Here is a 16,603-nt window from a genome sequence, read left to right as displayed (position 1 = left end):
CCTGCATGAACAGATACTGGCCGTCATAGCGCCCGTCCGTATAGGACATGTGGATGTGGTGCAGGTCGCCGTTATCGTGGATCTTTTTGCCGTTGGCGGCCAGATAATTTTTGGTCTTTTCGCTCATCGTCCGCTGGTGGATGCGGATCGATTCATTGGTCTGGCCCCAGCCGGTGGCGGAGCAGCGGTTGAACACCGGAATCCGCATCAGTTCCCGCATCGAGGGGATACCCAGAATCCGCGCCTCGCCGGTCTGACCCGAGGACCAGAAGCCGTAATATTCGTCAAGCTGGCCCGGCCCGATATGGGGCGCGCTGACGCCGCCCGATTGTGCGCTGGCCGTGCCGGTGGCTGCGGCAGTGGCCGCGCCGCCGGTGGCCGCCGCCAGAAATGCCTGCCGCGCGGTGATGCCACCGCCGCCCAGCAGGGCAGCCCCGCCCGCAGTGGCACCCAAAAGGCCACGACGGCTGATACCGGATTTCCCTTGGTTGGACATCTCAGATTCCCTTTGCTTGCAGATTTGGATGGTTGCTCAGCCCGGCGCGCGGGGTCAGATCCGGCACACCGCTGTCTGCGATCGTCTTGCGCCGTTTCAGGCGCTTGATAACGACCGGGCATTTCTTTTCCGAATGATACAGCACCTGACAGTGCATACAGTTCAGGCATTCGTTCGGATTGATCGGGCCTTCCGGGTGGATCGCCTGCACAAAGCATTCATTCCCGCAGGTCTGGCACGGATTGCCGCATTCCTTATAGCGTTTCAGCCAGTCGAACATGCGGATGCGCGCCGGAATCGCCAGTGCTGCCCCCAGCGGGCACAGATAGCGGCAGAAGAACCGCTCGATGAACAGCCCCGCCACCAGCAATGCGCCGACATACAGCAGGAACGGCCAGGACCGCTGGAAATTCAGGATGATCGCGGTCTTGAACGGCTCGACCTCGGCCAGATGCTCGGCCTGTTCGAGGCTGGCCAGCGAAACGCCGAACAGGCCAAGAAAGATCATGTATTTCACCGCCCACGCCCGTTCATGGATGAACCACGGCACGGTGATCTGCGGGATGCGCAGCTTGCGCCCGATCTGGTTGGTCAGTTCCTGCAACGCACCGAACGGGCACAGCCAGCCGCAATAGGCCCCCCTGCCCCAAAAGATCAGCGCCGCCGCGACGCCGAACCACAGGATAAAGGTCAGCGGGTCCATCAGGAACGCCTGCCACGAGAACCCTTCGCGCATCGAGGCGAACAGCGCAAAGATGTTCACCACCGAAAGCTGCGCGTTCCACATCCAGCCCAGCACGACCAGCGTTACGGTCAGGAAAGACAGGCGGAACACGCGCACGGCCCGTTCCGACCGCGACAGGTATTCCTGAAAAAAGAACGCCGCCGTCAGCACACCCAGCATGATCGCGACGATGGCGATCTGCGGGCGCTTGGCATCCCACGCGCGTTTCCACAGCGCCGCCTGCGCGCTGGCTTCGTCGGTGTCGGCCATGGCCGCCGGGGCGGAGGGGGCGGCGACGGGCGCAGCCTCGGGCGGGGGCAGCGGCGTCAGATAGCGTTCGGGCAGTTGATAGCCCAGATCATAGGTCAGAAACGCCTTTTCCAGCGCCGACACATCGCGGTGAACCAGCAGTTGAATGCGGAACGGCCTGGCCGGGTCAAAACCGCTGTCAGCCGGAATGCGGAACAGGTCCATTTCCGTGAAAGCCGGTGCGCCCGTCAGCGCAATCGTGGTGCGGCGGTGCTGGCGGTCGCGGAACCGGACCGAGATGTCGTCCTGAATCAGTTGGATACGGTCGAAAATCCCGCCGCGCACATAGCCCGACCCCTTGAAGGAATACAGCCCCAGCCCGGCGATGGCCACGGCGCTGTCGCCCTGATCCAGCCAGCTTTCGACATTGGCATATTCCGCCGGGCCAAGGATCGGCTGGCCGATGGCAGGCACGCTGACCAGCGCCGCCTGCATGTCGATGAACACCGTTTCCGGGTCGTTGGGCAGCGGGCGGGCGGCGGCGCGCAGGTCGTCATGGGCGTCGTAGGCTTCGTTCACCTCGCCCACGGTCAGCATCAGGCGGCGCACGGTGCCGTCGCCCTCGGCCTCGGCCCAGTCGGTGACGGGGGCGGCATCGGCGGCCAGTTCGCGCGGCGGCGCGGCCTCGGCCGCATCGGCACCCAGACCGCCCAAGCCCAAGGCGCGCGCCACCCGCAGGCCCGCGCGCACGATATTGTCGTCGATCACCATCACGGTGACAGTGGCGCCCGAGATGATGTTCAGATCATGCGCCGATCCGCCCGCCGCCGCCTCGGCCACCAGATCCAGCCCGACATAGCCCGCCGCCATTTCCTCCATCCGGGAATTGGGGATGCCGATCAGGACGATGGGTTCGGAATGCTTGACCAGCTTGACGCCGATCACCCTGGCCGCGTCATCGACCGCAACCATGGTGTGAATGGGCTTGCCGGAATAGCCGGTCGTGCCGACGAAATCGCTGGTGATAAAGGCCCAGCCCAGTTGCTGACCGCCCTGCATCACCGGCGCGACAGGCATATCGTCGCGCATGGGGCCAAAGGCATCCGCCCCCGCGACCAGATCGCCCGCCGGAAGCTCGGCCAGAAACTGCGGCAGAACCGGCGTCTGCGCCCGCACCGGACCAGTCAGCAGCAGCAACAGCAAAGCCACGAAAACAGCCACAATATGGGCAGACAGGCCCAGGGGCAAAGATCGACGTTCAGGCGTCATATCCGAATTTTTCCAATCACAGCGCACACATGGAAACGATGCCGCGCCCATTCTTGCGATTGCGGGCCGGGTCGTGCCTTGACCAAACTCAAAGGAGCGGACGATTTTTGCGCCAGCCCTTAGGCCTTGGTCCAGGGCAGGCTGGGGTCTTCGGATGCGAAATCAATCAGCCGCTGCAAATCCGAAATCCACGCGCGGTTGCCATCAATGCGCACGCCGTAATCGCGCAGGCGGCGGAACGCCCGCGACAGGCTTTCGGGTTTCATGCCCAGCCGACCGGCGATCAGCACCTTGTTATAGGGCAGATCGACGTAACAGGCACTGTCCTTGTCCTCGGCCAGTTCGATCAGGAATTCCGCCACCCGCTGCGACCCGGACCGCGCCTTCAACTGTTCGACCTGCGTCACGAAACTTTGCAGCTTGGTGACGCAGCTTATCAGCAGCGCCTTGGCCACATCGGCTTCGGTTTCGATCAGGTGGCGCAGCTTGCGGGCGTCGATCACGATCAGCGAGGCCTCGGTCGCGGCCTCGGCCGATACGGGATAGGGGGTGCCGCGAATCGCCACCGCCTCGGCAAAGCTGTGGCCGCGGGTCTTGACCGAGACCACCGCCTCGGTTCCGCTGGGGGCAACGCGATACAGTTTTACCCAGCCGCGCGCGATCAGGAACACACCGTTCGACGGTTCGCCCTGCACAAAGATCGTCTCGCCCTGCGCGACCTCGCGCATCGAGGAAAAGCCCGCGATCCGGTCTATCAGGTCGGCTTGCAGGGATGAAAAGAGGATCGACTGTCGGATGGTGTCGCGGATCAGGGTCATTATCTGTCTATCTATTAAGCAAACAGATCCATAGCGCCAGCGCACAGGCCCTGACCTGACATAAGTCAAAGCAAACGACAAAAGAGATGGCAGAATATCGGGCGGATCACTTTTCCGCAGGCCGCCTCATGAAGACCACGACGCAACGTATCCGCAGTTGGAACGGCCCTGCGCTGCTCAGCTTTGGTTTCCGGCCATTTTTCCTGTTCGGGGCGATCTGGGCCGCGCTGGCGATGCTGATCTGGCTGCCGATGGTGATGGGGCGCATCGCCCCGCCGCCCGCGCTGTCGCCGGTGGACTGGCACGCCCATGCGATGCTGTTCGGCTATGGCGGTGCGGCGGTGGCCGGGTTCGTTCTGACGGCGGTGCCGAACTGGACCGGGCGGCTGCCGGTGACGGGCTGGCCGCTGGCCGGGCTGGCAGGGATGTGGCTGCTGGGGCGGATCGTCACCACGCTGCCCTTGCCGCTGCCGCCGCTGCTGATCGCCGTGGTCGATCTGTCGGTCTATGCCGCGCTGATGTTCGTTCTGCTGCGCGAGGTGATCGCGGGCAAGAACTGGCGCAACCTGCCGGTGGTGGGGCTGATCGGGCTGTTCGTCGCCGGGCTGGTGGTGTTTCACGTGCAGGCGCGCGGCGGGGCGGCGGCGCAGGGCTGGGGCCTGCGGCTGGCCCTTGCGGCGCTGGTCATGCTGATGGCGCTGATCGGCGGGCGGATCATTCCCTCGTTCACCCGCAACTGGCTGGTCAAGCGCGGCGAAACCGCCCTGCCCGCCCCGATGGATCAGATCGACAAGGCCGCGCTGGTCGTGGGCGCTGTCGCGCTGGTCGCCTTTGTCGTCGCGCCCGATGCACGGCTGACGGCGGTGGCCTGCGGGCTGGCGGGGGCCGTGCATCTGCTGCGCCTGTCACGCTGGCGCGGGCTGGCCACAACGGCCGAGCCTCTGCTGTGGATTCTGCATCTGGCCTATGCCTGGGTCGCCGCCGGTTTTCTGTCGGTCGCCGCCGCCGGGGTTGATCTGATGCTGCCAGCGGGCGCGCAGCATGTGTGGATGGCGGGCGGAGTCGGCATTCTGACGCTGGCCGTCATGTCGCGCGCCAGCCTTGGCCATACCGGGCGGGCGCTGACCGCCACACGCGGGCTGACCGTCGTCTATGTGCTGGCCAATCTGGCCGCCGCGCTGCGGCTGGCCTATGCGCTGGCGCCGGGGCAGATGTGGATGCTGCACGCGGCGGGCACGGCGTGGATCGCGGCCTTTGGCGGCTTTGCCGTGCTGTATTGGCCGATCCTCACCGGGCCGCGCATCGCTGCGCGCCAGCCCTCAGGCGGCCAGATACAGCAGCCCGGCTAGGGCCATGAACACCGCCAGCGCCAGATCAAAGGCGCGGCGGATGGGCGGGGTCTCGTCCAGTTCCAGATAGGCCCCCAGCACCACCCGCGCCTTGACCCAGGCCAGCAGCAGCACCGCCGCCATCGCCACCCTGCCCGGCAGCGGCGACAGAGATGCGGCGGTGGCCAGCAGCGACGCGGCAATCAGCACCAGCCAGGCCCGGATCAGAGGATCACGCATCATCCTGTTTCACCTCAGCAGATAGATGACGGGGAACAGGATCACCCAGACCAGATCGACCATGTGCCAGAACTGCGTTCCGGCCTGCACATGATCGGCGCGGCAGGCAATGGCGCACAGGCCAAGGATCACCACACCCGCGATGACATGAACGGCGTGAAAGCCGGTCAGCAGGTAATAAAAGGTAAAGAACGCCTCGGACCCGGTTCCGGCATGGGCGTATTCGATGCCCTTGAGGATCAGGAACAGCACCCCGAACCCGGCAGCGGCCAACAGCATCGCGCGGCACCCGGCCACCTGCCCGGCCCGCGCCCGGCGCAAGGCCAGTGCCGCCAGCAGCCCGGACGTGACCAGCACCACCGTATTGATCCCGGCGGACAGGCGGTGCAACTGATCCTGCGCTGCGGCAAAGCCCGCCGGGTCGGTCAGGCGCACCGCCAGAAACGCCAGCAGACCGGCGGCAAACACCGCCAGTTCCGACAGGATCAGCACCCAGATCATCAGATCGCCGGGCAACCGGCGCGGGTCGCCTGCCCCGGCACTCATCGTCCGACCAGTTGCCGATAGATTTCCGGCAAGGCCCCGATCAGGCGATCCGGGTCGGGGAACAACGCAAAGCCGCCCTGCCCGAAGATGCGCGGGAACCAGCTTTTGCCGTCGCGGTCCACGGTGATCCCAAAGACCGAGTGGCCGGCGCGGCGCGCCTCGCGGATGGCGCGGGCGCTGTCCTCGATACCGTGGCGGCCTTCGTAGTGATCCAGATCGTTCGGCTTGCCATCGGTGATGACCAGCAGCAGGCGGCGATGGTTGCCCTGCGTCGCCAGCCCGGCCGAGGCATGGCGCACCCCCGCCCCCAGCCGGGTATAGAACTGCGGGCGCAGCGCGGCGACGCGCTGTTCGACCAGCTGCGACATGGGTTCGTCGAAATTCTTGCAATTGGCCACGAACACCCGGTCGCGCCGCAACGAGGAAAACGCGTTCAGCGCAAAGCGGTCGCCGCAGGCATCCAGCCCCCAAGCCAGCGCGGTCAGCGCCTCGCGCTCGATGTCGATGACGGCGCGTCCGGTGACGGCGCTTTCGGTCGAACGCGACACATCCAGCAGGATCGAGACCGCCAGATCGCGCTCGATCGGGCGCGATTGCCGCCAGATACGGTCGTTCCCCTCGCCCATGGCGGCCAGTTCGCTGGCGGAACGCACGGCCAGTTCGGTATCCAGTTCGTCGCCGTCGCGGTGGCCGGTGGTGGTCACGCGACCGGGGCGCAGCGCCTCGAACTGGCGGCGCACGGCGCGGATGCGGCGCCGGGCGGCGGCATCATGCAGCAGCCCGGCATCCTCGGCCACGGGTTCCGGGCGGTTTTCCAGAACGCGGACATGCGCAGGCAGATACACCCCGCGCCGCGCGTCCCATTCGGGATAGACATGCTGGCCCGCCATCGCCTCAAGGTCGGCATCCTCGGGCGACAGGTCCAGATGCAGCTTCAGCCGCGTGGCCGGAGCCTTGGACAATTGCCCGAGGTTCAGTTCGTCCTGATCCTGCGCGGCCTTTTTGGCGCTGTCGATGTCGTCATCCTCGACCCGGCGGTTCAGGTTCAGGAACTCGGCCCAGGACAGGATCGCTTCGAACTTGTGCAGGATCAGGCTGTCCTTGCGTTCGGCCTGATCGGATTTGCGACGGCGCGCGCGCATCATCTTGCCGTCTTGCCCCTCTTCGGGGGCACCTTCGGTGTCGCGGGTTTCGACCTGCCCTTCCGCCGACCAGATCACGGCATCGGGCGCGACCCACAACTCCACCGGGCGCATGGGTTTATAGCGACGCGGCGCGCGGGCATCCAGCGCGGCGCGATCCCCCGCGCGGGCGGCCTGCACCCGGTCCCACGCCTGACGCGCGCTGTCGGGCAGCGGGGCGGGATCGCCCAGCAGGTGACGGATCACCGCCTCGACCGCCGCTTCGGCAGGGGGCAGACGCGGCGCATTGCGGCCCGCCAGCAGCAGCGCGCACAGATCACGATAGAGCGGAGCCAGACCCGGCGCCTCGGCCATGGTCAGATCGACGGCGCGGGCCGCAGCCGCGACAAAGGCCAGATCGCGCGCCAGCGGATCATCGGTCAGCGGCGCGGGCGGATCGTCCTGCGATACCGCCACGGCCATCGCCGTCAGCCAAAGATACAGCGCCCCGTTGGCCTGCGCCGCAGGAAAGATCGCCAGCGTTTCCGGCAGGCGCAGAACCTCGCCGTCAAAGCTGGCGCGGGCGGTTGCCTCGGCCTCGGTGGACAGGCGGCGGCGGAACGACAGGCGGTGACGCGCGGTGACGGCGCGGGCGGCGCGCAGCTCGACCGAGTGATCGCCGCCCAGACCGCGCCAGAACACGGCCAGCCGCCCCGATACCTGCGGCAGATCAACCCGCGCGTCGTCATAGACGGGCGGCGCATCCCACCGGCTGGCCACGTCGTGCCACAGCTTGCCGACGGTTTCCTCGGGTTCCCACGGTTCAAAGCCCATGGCTTATCCAAACACCGCCGAAACCAGATCCAGCAGGCCGCGTTTGACATCGGCATCGTCTGTCAGCGGCTCGATCATCGCCGCCTCGATCGCGCGGTCGAGGGACATGCCGCCCGCGATCAGCGTGGCCGCATAGACCACCAGCCGGGTCGAGACGCCTTCTTCCAGATCCTGCCCGCGCAGGGCGCGCAGCTTGCCCGCCAGACGGACCAGCGCGGTCGCCTTGTCGCGGTCGATGCCGGTTTCCTGCACCACGACATCGGTTTCCAGCGCAGGTGCGGGGAAATCGAAATCCATCGCCAGAAAACGCTGCCGCGTGGATGGTTTCAGCGTTTTCAGGATGTTCTGATAGCCGGGGTTATAGGACGCCACCAGCATAAAGCCGGGCGCGGCATCCAGTTCTTCGCCGGTGCGGTCGATGGGCAGGATGCGGCGGTCGTCGGTCAGCGGGTGCAGCACGACGGTCACATCCTTGCGCGCCTCGACCACCTCGTCGAGATAGCAGATCGCCCCTTCGCGGACGGCGCGGGTCAGCGGGCCATCGACCCAGACCGTTTCCCCGCCTTTCAGCAGGTAACGCCCGATCAGGTCGGCCGCCGACAGATCGTCATGGCAGGCCACGGTATACAGTTTGCGGCCCAGTTTCGCGGCCATATAGGACACAAAGCGGGTCTTGCCGCAGCCGGTCGGGCCTTTCAGCAGAACCGGCAGATCGTTTTGCGCCGCCGCCTGAAAGATTGCGACTTCATCGGCTTGCGGCAGGTAGAAGGGGGCAGATGCCGCCCCCCCTTGGTTGTTATGGGCATTCATACTGCTTACTCCGCCGGTTCCAGTTGCTCATCACGCTGACGCTGCACCGGGCCGGGGTTCACGACCTCGCGGCCCGGAACCATGACGGCATAGATGAACAGCAGCGCACCCAGCACCACGGCCACGCCCGAACCAAGGCGCATCCAGTAGAACAGCACCAGCTGATCCTGAACATCCATATAGAAGATGCCGTTCACCCGTTGCAGGTGGGTCTGCACCGTGCCCGCGAATGTCAGGGTGAAGGTCATGAACAGCATCCCCGACGACATCAGCCAGAAAGACGCCATGTTCAGCACCTGATTATAGGGATCGCGGTTACGCAGGATCGGCATGGCATAGCTGACCAGCGCGGCGACAAGGCAGACATAGGCGCCATAGAACGCCAGGTGGCCGTGGGCCGCGGTGATCTGCGTGCCGTGGCTGTAGTAGTTAACCCCGTGCAGCGTATGCAGGAAGCCCCAGACACCCGCGCCGAAAAAGGCCAAAACGGCGCAGCCCAGCGACCACAGCATCGCGGCCTTGTTCGGGTGATCGCGGCGGCCCTTCCACACCATGATGAAGGCAAAGGCCATCATGGCAAAGAACGGCACCACCTCGAAGGACGAGAAGATCGAACCGATCCAGTGCCAATAGGCCGGCAGACCGATCCAGTAATAGTGGTGCCCGGTGCCGAGGATGCCGGAAAACAGCGCGGTGGCGACGATCACATAGACCCATTTTTCCACCACTTCGCGGTCAACGCCGGTCAGCTTGAGCATCAGATAGCCAAGGATGGCCGCCATGATAAGTTCCCAGACGCCTTCCACCCACAGGTGAACGACCCACCACCAGTATTGCTTGTCCAGCACAAGGTTTGGCGGGTTGTAGAACGCGAACAGGAACAGCAGCGCCAACCCCCACAGGCCGATCATCAGCACCGTGGAAATCGAGGTCTTGCGCCCCTTCAGCAGCGTCATCGAGCAGTTATACAGAAAGATCAGCGCAGCGACGACGATCCCGGCCTTGACCCATTTGGGCTGTTCCAGAAACTCGCGCCCTTCCTTGCCCAGCAGCCAGTTGCCGTTGAACAGGTCGAACGCATAGGTCAGAACCGCGCCCAGCGTGCCGGCCACAAGGATGGCAAGCTGAAGATAGGCAAGCGTCGGCGAATGGATCTCGCGTTCGGTTTCCTCGGGCAGCAGAAAATAGGCCGAGCCGAAAAAGCCCAGCAGCAGCCAGACGATCAGCGCATTGGTGTGCAGCATCCGCAGAACGTGGAACGGCAGCAGATCAGACAGGAAATTCGGGTTCACATAGACGTAACCCATCAGCAGGCCCATCGTCACCTGAATGGCGAACAGACCCATCGCCACCACAAAGTAAGGGTAGGCGATCCGTTGTGTGGCATATCTCATCGGCGTTTCTCCCTTAACCGGCGTCGTTCGGCGGCCAGTTCAGCGTATTGATCGTGCCGCTCCACAGCAGGAAGTCGGACAGTTCGCGGTATTCTTCGTCGGTCAGGCCGAAATAGGGCATCTGGCGGCGGCCTTCGATGCCCGTGGGCATGGCCTCCATCCACGCTTTCAGCATATCGGCGGCGGCCTCGGGATCGTCCTGCACGGCCCAGCGGCGCATCACGTTGCCCAGTTCGGGCGCGAAATACGCCCCCTCGCCCAGCAGCGTGTGGCAGTTGATGCAGCCGTGCCGTTCCCAGACGTGTTTCCCGGCCGCCACGCTGTCGTTCAGCGTTTCACGATCGGTCGAGACATTCACGGCATAAAGATGGCTGTGCGCCGTCAGGCCGATGAAGATGAGGATGAAAAACAAAGACCCGCCATAGAAGACGTTGCGGGCCATGCTTTTGGTCATGACTTCGCTCATGCGCAGCCCTCTCAAAGCAGTTGCTAACTGCTGCCCAAAATGCGGCTGGCGCGCGATTCCACCTTAACGAAAGTCAATACGGCGTGATTGGCAGTGAATTGCCCATCACGGGGCCGTTGCCGCGCTCAGGCGGTGATGCGTTCGATGCGGCTGCCGGGAAAGGCCCGCAAAGCGTGGCCGATGGCGCTGTCGGGCATGACGCACAGCGCCGTGGACAGGCCGTCGGCCAGGGCCGCGCCCGGCGCGCTGACCGAAACCAGCGCGCGCGGCGTCAGGCGGCCATGCGGGTCGAGGATATGCGGCAAATCGCCACGCGGGCCGATCAGCGTGCCCTGCCCCGACGATGTGGCCAGCGCCCGGTCGGTCAGCCTCAGCCGGCGAACAGGCGTGCCGCTGTTGTCGGCAATTGCCGCTGTCCAGCCGCCCATCGCGGCAATCTCGCCTGCGTCGATCAGCACCTGCCCCAGATCATGGCGGCGGGCGGCAGCGGCCAGCATATCGGCGGCGTGGCCTTGGGCGATGCCGTTCAGAGTCAACGCCATGCCGGGGTGCAGGGTGATCTGGTGATCGCTGATCTGGACGCCTTGCCACCCCGGCCCTGCCTGTGGCGCGGGTCGCCCGGTGGCACGGGCCAGCCATTGCGGCTGGATCGTCGGATCAAAGGCCCCGCCCGTGGCCCGGTGCAGATCCCCCGCCAGCCGCATCAGCGCGACAAAGCCGGGGCTGGGGTTGGCCAGCAGCCCGGTTTCGTTCAGCCGCGTCAGCTCGGACCGGCGGTGCAGCGAAAACTGCCGCTCGATCAGACGCAGCGCCTGTTCGGCGGCGCGGAAAAAGCTGCGCGCCTGCGTGGGCGTGGCGTCGCGGGTGCGCAGCACCACCTGCGCCCCCAGCGCCTGCCCGCGCCATTCCTGCGGCGCGGCGGCGGCCCCCGCCCGGCCTGCCCCCAACAGCGCGGCGGCGGCGGTCATGCCGATAAAGCGGCGGCGGCGAATCGGGGTCATGGCGTCACCTCGGGCGTGGCGGCGGCATGGCGCGTCGGCGGCGGAGGGGCGGCGGCGCGGGCGCGGCGTTACAGGACCGGGCAGGTCTTGTCATCGTTCATGATGACCTGACAGCGCAGGCACAGCACGCATTCATTGGCATTGATCCGCCCCAGCGGGTCAATCGCGCCGACGGTGCATTTCGTTTCGCACAGGCGGCATTCGCGGCCACATTGCGGGCGGCGTTTCAGCCAGTCGAACACCTTCAGCTTGGCCGGAATCGCCAGCCCCGCGCCCAGCGGGCACAGATAGCGGCAAAAGAACCGCTCGATGAACAGACCCGCCGCCAGCAGCGCCACGACGAACAGCACAAAGGGCCACGCCCGCATGAAGCGCATGGAAATGGCGGTCTTGAACGGCTCGACCTCGGCCAGAATCAGCGCCTGTTCCATACTGTAAAAGGACAGCGCGACGATGGCGACGAACAGCGTGTATTTGATGACCCACAGCCGTTCATGCAGCGCCTGCGGCACTGTGATCTGGCGGATGCCGAACCGCTGCGCCGCCTGATTGGTCAGTTCCTGCAAGGCGCCAAAGGGGCACAGCCAGCCGCAGAAAACGCCGCGCCCCCAGAACAGCATCCCCAGCGCCACGCAGCACCACAGCACAAAGATGACCGGCGCGACAAGGAAGGTTTCCCAGCGGAACCCGCCCAGCAGCGAATGCAGAAAGGCCACGACCTGCACCACCGACAATTGCCCGTTCAGGCCCCAGCCCAGCACCAGCAGCGTTGTCAGCAAAAAGCCCGTGCGCACCCGCCGCCACAACAGCGGGCGGCGCACCAGCCATTCCTGCGCGAACAGGATCACGCCCAGCACCGCCAGCATCGCGCCGACCACGGCCAGTTGCGGGATGCGCGTTTCCCATTGCGCGACCCACAGCGGCGGTTCGGTCGCGGTGTCGGCTGTCTGGTTACGGAAGGCTGGGGGCAGCGTCACCTCGGTGTCGATCTGCATCACCTGCGGCGTGCCCGACCGGGCATCGCGGCTGGCGGCCAGCGACAGGTGCAGCGGCTGGGTCAGGTCAAAGCCGCCATCAGCGGGGTCTGCGTTCAGGCGGAACAGGCTCATTTCAGGAAAGGTGGGCGCGCCCTCGATGGCCAGCCGGTCGATACGGCGAAAGTTCGCCTCGTCCGGTTGCCAGTGCAGATCGCCCTGCGAAATGGTCAGCCGCTGGAACACGCCGCTGCGGCGCACCTCGGTGCCGCGGTGGCCATAGGCCCCATGCGACAGCACCGCCAGCCAGACCTGCCCCGGCTGCTGATCGCCCAGCGCGGCCGAATAATCGCGCGGCACCAGCAGGTTACGCCCGACCGTGGGCGGGTCGATGATACCGGCATACAGGTCGATGAACGGCGCATCCGATGGGGTCAGCGGGTTCCTTGCATCGTCAAAGGCCGCCGCCGCCTCCGCCATGCTGACCGTGGCCTGCGACAGCGCCCCCATATCCAGCAGCGCGGCCCAGTCGGCGGGCTGATAGGCGACGCGGTTCACCAGATCGCCCCCCGCCTGCGCCGCCGCCAGAATACGCCCGGCGCGCAGGATACCGTCACGGATCACCGCCGTTGACACCGTGGCGCGCGAAATCACATCGGGCAGCGCCTGCCCGGCGACCGGCGCATTCAGATCCAGCCCGGCATAGCGATCCACATAGGCGGCAATGTCGTCATCCGATATGCCCAGCGTCAGCACGGGTTCGGCATGGCGCATCAGCCGCGCCCCGGCGATCACCCCATCGGGGCGCACGGCAACCAGCACATCCAGCGGCTGGCCGGAATACCCGGTCGAACTGACCAGTTCCCAGGTCGAGCCGATGATGCCCACCGGCATCCCGTCCTGTTCGACCCGGAACGACGGAACCGGCACCTGCTGCCGCGTCACCTGCGGCGGCGCAGCCAGCCCGAACAGAGCCTGCGCGGTGGCAGAATCAAGCTGGGTGATTGTGGGGGTGGAATCTGCCGCAACCACCGGCGGCGCGGCCCATGCGGCAGGCACCCACGCCAGAACCGACAGCGCCCAAGCCAGAAACAGCCAGATGCCCCGACCAGATGCGCCGCCACAACGTATTGTTTTGAAATGATTTCCCATCAAAACCCCGTCAGTTGCGCCGCCATGGCCCCGGACAACCTGTCCTCTGGGACATTTGCATCGCGACAATTTGACCGCTTTGAAAAAAGTCAAGGACGCCCCCCGCGCTGCACGCGAATGTGAGCCAGCCCACCAGCAACGGAGATTTGCGATGGTAACTTGCAACGTAGCCAAGGCGCGGCACCTTTTGCTCGCCAGTGCGGCCATGACGCTTATTCTTGGGGCCAGCCCTGTGCTGGCGCAGGATGCGGCGGCAGAGGCGGCCCCGGATCCGGCCACTGCGGTCGAAGATCACGGCACCACCCCTCAGGACCAGTATCAGCCCTCGCTGGATGTGCTGGCCGAACAGGATGTCACCGCCCCCGGCGCACCCGAAGGTGTGGCGGCATTGTCCGATGAACAGTATAACGAAGCGAACAAGATCTACTTTGAACGCTGCGCTGGCTGTCACGGCGTGCTGCGCAACGGTGCAACCGGCAAGGCGCTGACCCCCGATCTGACCCGCGACCTGGGTTACGATTACCTGCACAGCTTTATCACCTATGGTTCGCCCGCCGGTATGCCGAACTGGGGCACCTCGGGCGAGCTGAGCGACGAACAGATCGCCAATATGGCGAACTACCTGCTGCTTGATCCCGCCAGCCCGCCGGAATTCGGCATGGCCGAGATGAAAGAAACCTGGGAGGTGAAAGTCGCCCCCGAGGATCGTCCGACCCAGCAGATGAACGACTGGGATCTGGAAAACATCTTCTCGGTCACGCTGCGCGACGCAGGGCAGATCGCCCTGATCGACGGCAATACCTATGAAATCAAGCGCGTCGTGAACACCGGCTATGCCGTTCACATCAGCCGCCTGTCCGCTTCGGGCCGTTACCTGATGGTCATCGGTCGCGACGCCAAGGTGGACATGATCGACCTGTGGATGGAAGAACCCGACGTGGTTGCCACGATCAAGGTCGGCTCCGAGGCGCGTTCGGTCGAAACCTCGAAGATGGAGGGCTGGGAAGACAGATACGCCATCGCCGGCACCTATTGGCCGCCGCAGTATGTCATCATGGACGGTGACACGCTGGAGCCGCTGAAGATCGTGTCCACCCGCGGCATGACCTATGACGAACAGGAATATCACCCGGAACCACGTGTGGCCGCCATCCTGGCGTCGCACTACCGGCCTGAATTCATCGTCAACATCAAGGAAACCGGCAAGATTCAGCTGGTCGATTACACCGACCTGAAGAACCTGAAGATCACCGAGATCGAAACCGAACGCTTCTTGCATGACGGCGGTCTGGACTCGACCAAGCGGTATTTCATCACCGCCGCCAACGCCCGTAACAAACTGGTCGTCATCGACACCAAAGAGGGCAAGCTTGAGGCGATCACCGACACCGGGGGCGAGACGCCGCATCCGGGCCGTGGCGCGAACATCACCCACCCGGAATATGGTCCGGTCTGGGCGACCTCGCACCTTGGCGACGATTCGGTGGCGCTGATCGGCACCGACCCGGAAGGGCATCCCGATCAGGCATGGCAGATCGTGTCCAGCTTTCCGGCACTGGGCGGCGGTTCGCTGTTCGTGAAAACGCACCCGGAATCGGATCACCTGTATGTCGATGCGACGCTGAACCCCGATGCGGCCGTCTCTGGCTCGATCGCGGTGTTCAAGGTCAGCGAAATGAAGGCCGGTGAAGACCCGGAAATCATCACGCTGAACCTGGCCGAAATGGCCGGTATCACCGGCGGTCAGGCCCGCGCCGTTCAGGGCGAGTTCAACAAAGAGGGCACCGAAGTGTGGTTCTCGCTGTGGAACGCCGCCGACCAGGAATCGGCCATCGTCGTGCTGGACGACAAGACGCTTGAGCTCAAACACGTCATCAAGGACGAACGCCTTGTGACGCCGACCGGCAAGTTCAACGTCTACAACACCATGGGCGACGTTTACTGATAACGCTGCGCCGGGGGCGGTTCGCCGCCCCCGGTCCCCGCCAACGACACGCCACCGCAAAGGAAGCTGACATGGCAGGCAAGGTTCATCTGATCGGTGCAGGCCCCGGCGACCCGGAACTGCTGACGCTGCGGGCATTGCGCCTGATGCAGTCGGCTGATGTGGTGGTCTATGACCGCCTTGTTTCGCCTGCGATCATGGATCTGATCCCCGCCGCGACACGGCGCATTTCGGTTGGCAAGGCACCCGGTTTTCATTCCGTCCCGCAGGATCGCATCAATGCGCTGCTGGTCGATCTGGCCCGTCAGGGGCTGACCGTGGCCCGGCTGAAAGGCGGCGATCCGCTGATCTTTGGCCGTGGCAGCGAAGAAGCCGGCGTCCTGCGCGACGCGGGCATTTCCTATGATTACACCCCCGGCATCACCGCGGCGCAGGGTGCCGCCGTTTCGACGGGCGTGCCGCTGACGCATCGCGGGCTGGCCACCAGCGTGCGCTATGTCACCGGGCACCGCGCGCTGGACGCCTCGCTGACGCTGGACTGGGGGTCTCTGGCCGATCCCGACAGCACGCTGGTCGTCTATATGGGGGCCGCGAATATCGGCCTGATCGCGCGCCAGTTGATGGCCCATAACCTGCCGGGCGCAACGCCGGTTCTGGCGCTGTCCCATGCCACCACCCCCGATGAAATACGCCTGCTGTCCACGCTGGACCAGATCGGCCGCGATATTGCCGGGGCGTCGATGCCTGCGCCTGTGCTGTTCATCATCGGGCGCGTGGTGTCGCTGTATAACAGCTCGGCCCTGCCCCTGCCCGCCGAACTGACCGAGCCGCTGCGCATGGTGGCGAATGCTTAGCGCGCTGTTGATCCTGCCGCTTGTGTCCGGCGCGGCGGCTGCCGCTGCTGCGCCGCAGATCGCGCCGGAACGGCAGGTCGCGCTGGAACATATGGTGGTGCAGGATTGCGGATCGTGCCACGGGCTGACCATGCGCGGCGGCCTTGGCTCACCGATCACCCCCGCCGATCTGGCTGGCCGCAACCCCGAGGGGCTGGCCGAGATCATCCTCGACGGCATCCCCGGCACCGCCATGCCCCCGTGGCGACCGCTGCTGACCGAAGACGAAGCCCGCTGGATCGCCGATTACCTGTTGACCGTCAAAGAGGACCGCCCATGACGCAGGCCCTTCGCCCCCTGATTGCCGCCGCCGCGCTGCTGACCGTTTCCGGGTTGGCCGTTT

14 protein-coding genes and 1 pseudogene are annotated in these 16,603 nt (G+C 65.4%); 4 read left to right on the top strand and 11 right to left on the bottom strand.

The genetic code is table 11. The features are described from left to right. The 3 genes and pseudogenes from Q4G14_RS14460 to Q4G14_RS14450 all read right to left on the bottom strand — a co-directional run. A pseudogene (locus tag Q4G14_RS14460) lies at positions 1–496 on the bottom strand (TAT-dependent nitrous-oxide reductase); the annotation flags it as partial. Position 497: 1 nt separating this feature from the next. After that, positions 498–2,738 carry a NosR/NirI family protein gene (locus Q4G14_RS14455; protein WP_303362470.1) on the bottom strand — a complete coding sequence of 747 codons (2,241 nt, stop codon included), beginning with the start codon at positions 2,736–2,738 and terminating at the stop codon, positions 498–500. 119 nt (positions 2,739–2,857) lie between these two features. After that, positions 2,858–3,556, bottom strand: coding sequence for a Crp/Fnr family transcriptional regulator (locus Q4G14_RS14450; RefSeq protein WP_303362469.1), 699 nt, complete (start codon positions 3,554–3,556; stop codon positions 2,858–2,860). A gap of 128 nt (positions 3,557–3,684) precedes the next feature. On the opposite strand from Q4G14_RS14450, the gene Q4G14_RS14445 reads away from it, so the two are divergent. Then, on the top strand, positions 3,685–4,905 hold the full coding sequence (locus Q4G14_RS14445; RefSeq protein ID WP_303362468.1) for an NnrS family protein: 1,221 nt from the start codon (positions 3,685–3,687) through the stop codon (positions 4,903–4,905). Here the strand turns inward: Q4G14_RS14445 and Q4G14_RS14440 are convergent. From Q4G14_RS14440 to Q4G14_RS14405, 8 genes are all read right to left on the bottom strand, one after another. Next, the gene (locus Q4G14_RS14440) at positions 4,876–5,127 is read right to left on the bottom strand and encodes a cytochrome C oxidase subunit IV family protein (RefSeq protein WP_303362467.1); all 252 of its coding nucleotides are present in this window, start codon (positions 5,125–5,127) and stop codon (positions 4,876–4,878) included. The two genes, Q4G14_RS14445 and Q4G14_RS14440, sit on opposite strands and share 30 nt — an antisense overlap. A gap of 6 nt (positions 5,128–5,133) precedes the next feature. Next, on the bottom strand, positions 5,134–5,670 hold the full coding sequence (locus Q4G14_RS14435; RefSeq protein WP_303362466.1) for a cytochrome c oxidase subunit 3: 537 nt from the start codon (positions 5,668–5,670) through the stop codon (positions 5,134–5,136). Further along, the gene (locus tag Q4G14_RS14430) at positions 5,667–7,625 is read right to left on the bottom strand and encodes a nitric oxide reductase activation protein NorD (protein ID WP_303362465.1); all 1,959 of its coding nucleotides are present in this window, start codon (positions 7,623–7,625) and stop codon (positions 5,667–5,669) included. Before Q4G14_RS14430 ends, Q4G14_RS14435 begins: the two co-directional genes overlap by 4 nt. 3 nt (positions 7,626–7,628) lie before the next feature. After that, the gene (locus Q4G14_RS14425) at positions 7,629–8,435 is read right to left on the bottom strand and encodes a CbbQ/NirQ/NorQ/GpvN family protein (RefSeq protein WP_303362464.1); all 807 of its coding nucleotides are present in this window, start codon (positions 8,433–8,435) and stop codon (positions 7,629–7,631) included. A 5-nt stretch (positions 8,436–8,440) separates the two neighbouring features. Continuing rightward, complete coding sequence (locus tag Q4G14_RS14420; protein WP_303362463.1) at positions 8,441–9,829, bottom strand: cbb3-type cytochrome c oxidase subunit I; 1,389 nt, start codon at positions 9,827–9,829, stop codon at positions 8,441–8,443. 13 nt (positions 9,830–9,842) lie between these two features. Next, positions 9,843–10,295, bottom strand: a complete 453-nt coding sequence (locus Q4G14_RS14415) for a cytochrome c (RefSeq protein ID WP_303362462.1) — start codon at positions 10,293–10,295, stop codon at positions 9,843–9,845. A 125-nt stretch (positions 10,296–10,420) separates the two neighbouring features. Further along, on the bottom strand, positions 10,421–11,296 hold the full coding sequence (locus tag Q4G14_RS14410) for an FAD:protein FMN transferase (RefSeq protein ID WP_303362461.1): 876 nt from the start codon (positions 11,294–11,296) through the stop codon (positions 10,421–10,423). 68 nt (positions 11,297–11,364) lie between these two features. Further along, a complete protein-coding gene (locus tag Q4G14_RS14405) occupies positions 11,365–13,422 on the bottom strand; it encodes a NosR/NirI family protein (RefSeq protein WP_303362460.1) in 2,058 nt (685 codons plus the stop codon). A 205-nt stretch (positions 13,423–13,627) separates the two neighbouring features. Here Q4G14_RS14405 and Q4G14_RS14400 point away from each other — a divergent pair, with 205 nt between their 5' ends. The 3 genes from Q4G14_RS14400 (at position 13,628) to Q4G14_RS14390 (ending at position 16,540) form a co-directional block, all read left to right on the top strand. After that, the gene (locus Q4G14_RS14400; protein WP_303362459.1) at positions 13,628–15,367 is read left to right on the top strand and encodes a nitrite reductase; all 1,740 of its coding nucleotides are present in this window, start codon (positions 13,628–13,630) and stop codon (positions 15,365–15,367) included. A 71-nt stretch (positions 15,368–15,438) separates the two neighbouring features. Further along, a complete protein-coding gene (gene cobA / locus Q4G14_RS14395; protein WP_303362458.1) occupies positions 15,439–16,221 on the top strand; it encodes a uroporphyrinogen-III C-methyltransferase in 783 nt (260 codons plus the stop codon). After that, positions 16,214–16,540 carry a cytochrome c gene (locus tag Q4G14_RS14390; RefSeq protein ID WP_303362457.1) on the top strand — a complete coding sequence of 109 codons (327 nt, stop codon included), beginning with the start codon at positions 16,214–16,216 and terminating at the stop codon, positions 16,538–16,540. The genes cobA and Q4G14_RS14390 overlap by 8 nt, the downstream gene beginning before the upstream one ends. Positions 16,541–16,603: the final 63 nt, after the last annotated feature.

Source organism: Paracoccus sp. (in: a-proteobacteria) (genome assembly GCF_030538755.1).
In the GTDB taxonomy this organism is placed as follows: domain Bacteria; phylum Pseudomonadota; class Alphaproteobacteria; order Rhodobacterales; family Rhodobacteraceae; genus Paracoccus.
Note: the sequence above shows the minus strand (reverse complement) of the source record. Positions and strands in the feature narration are given on the sequence as shown.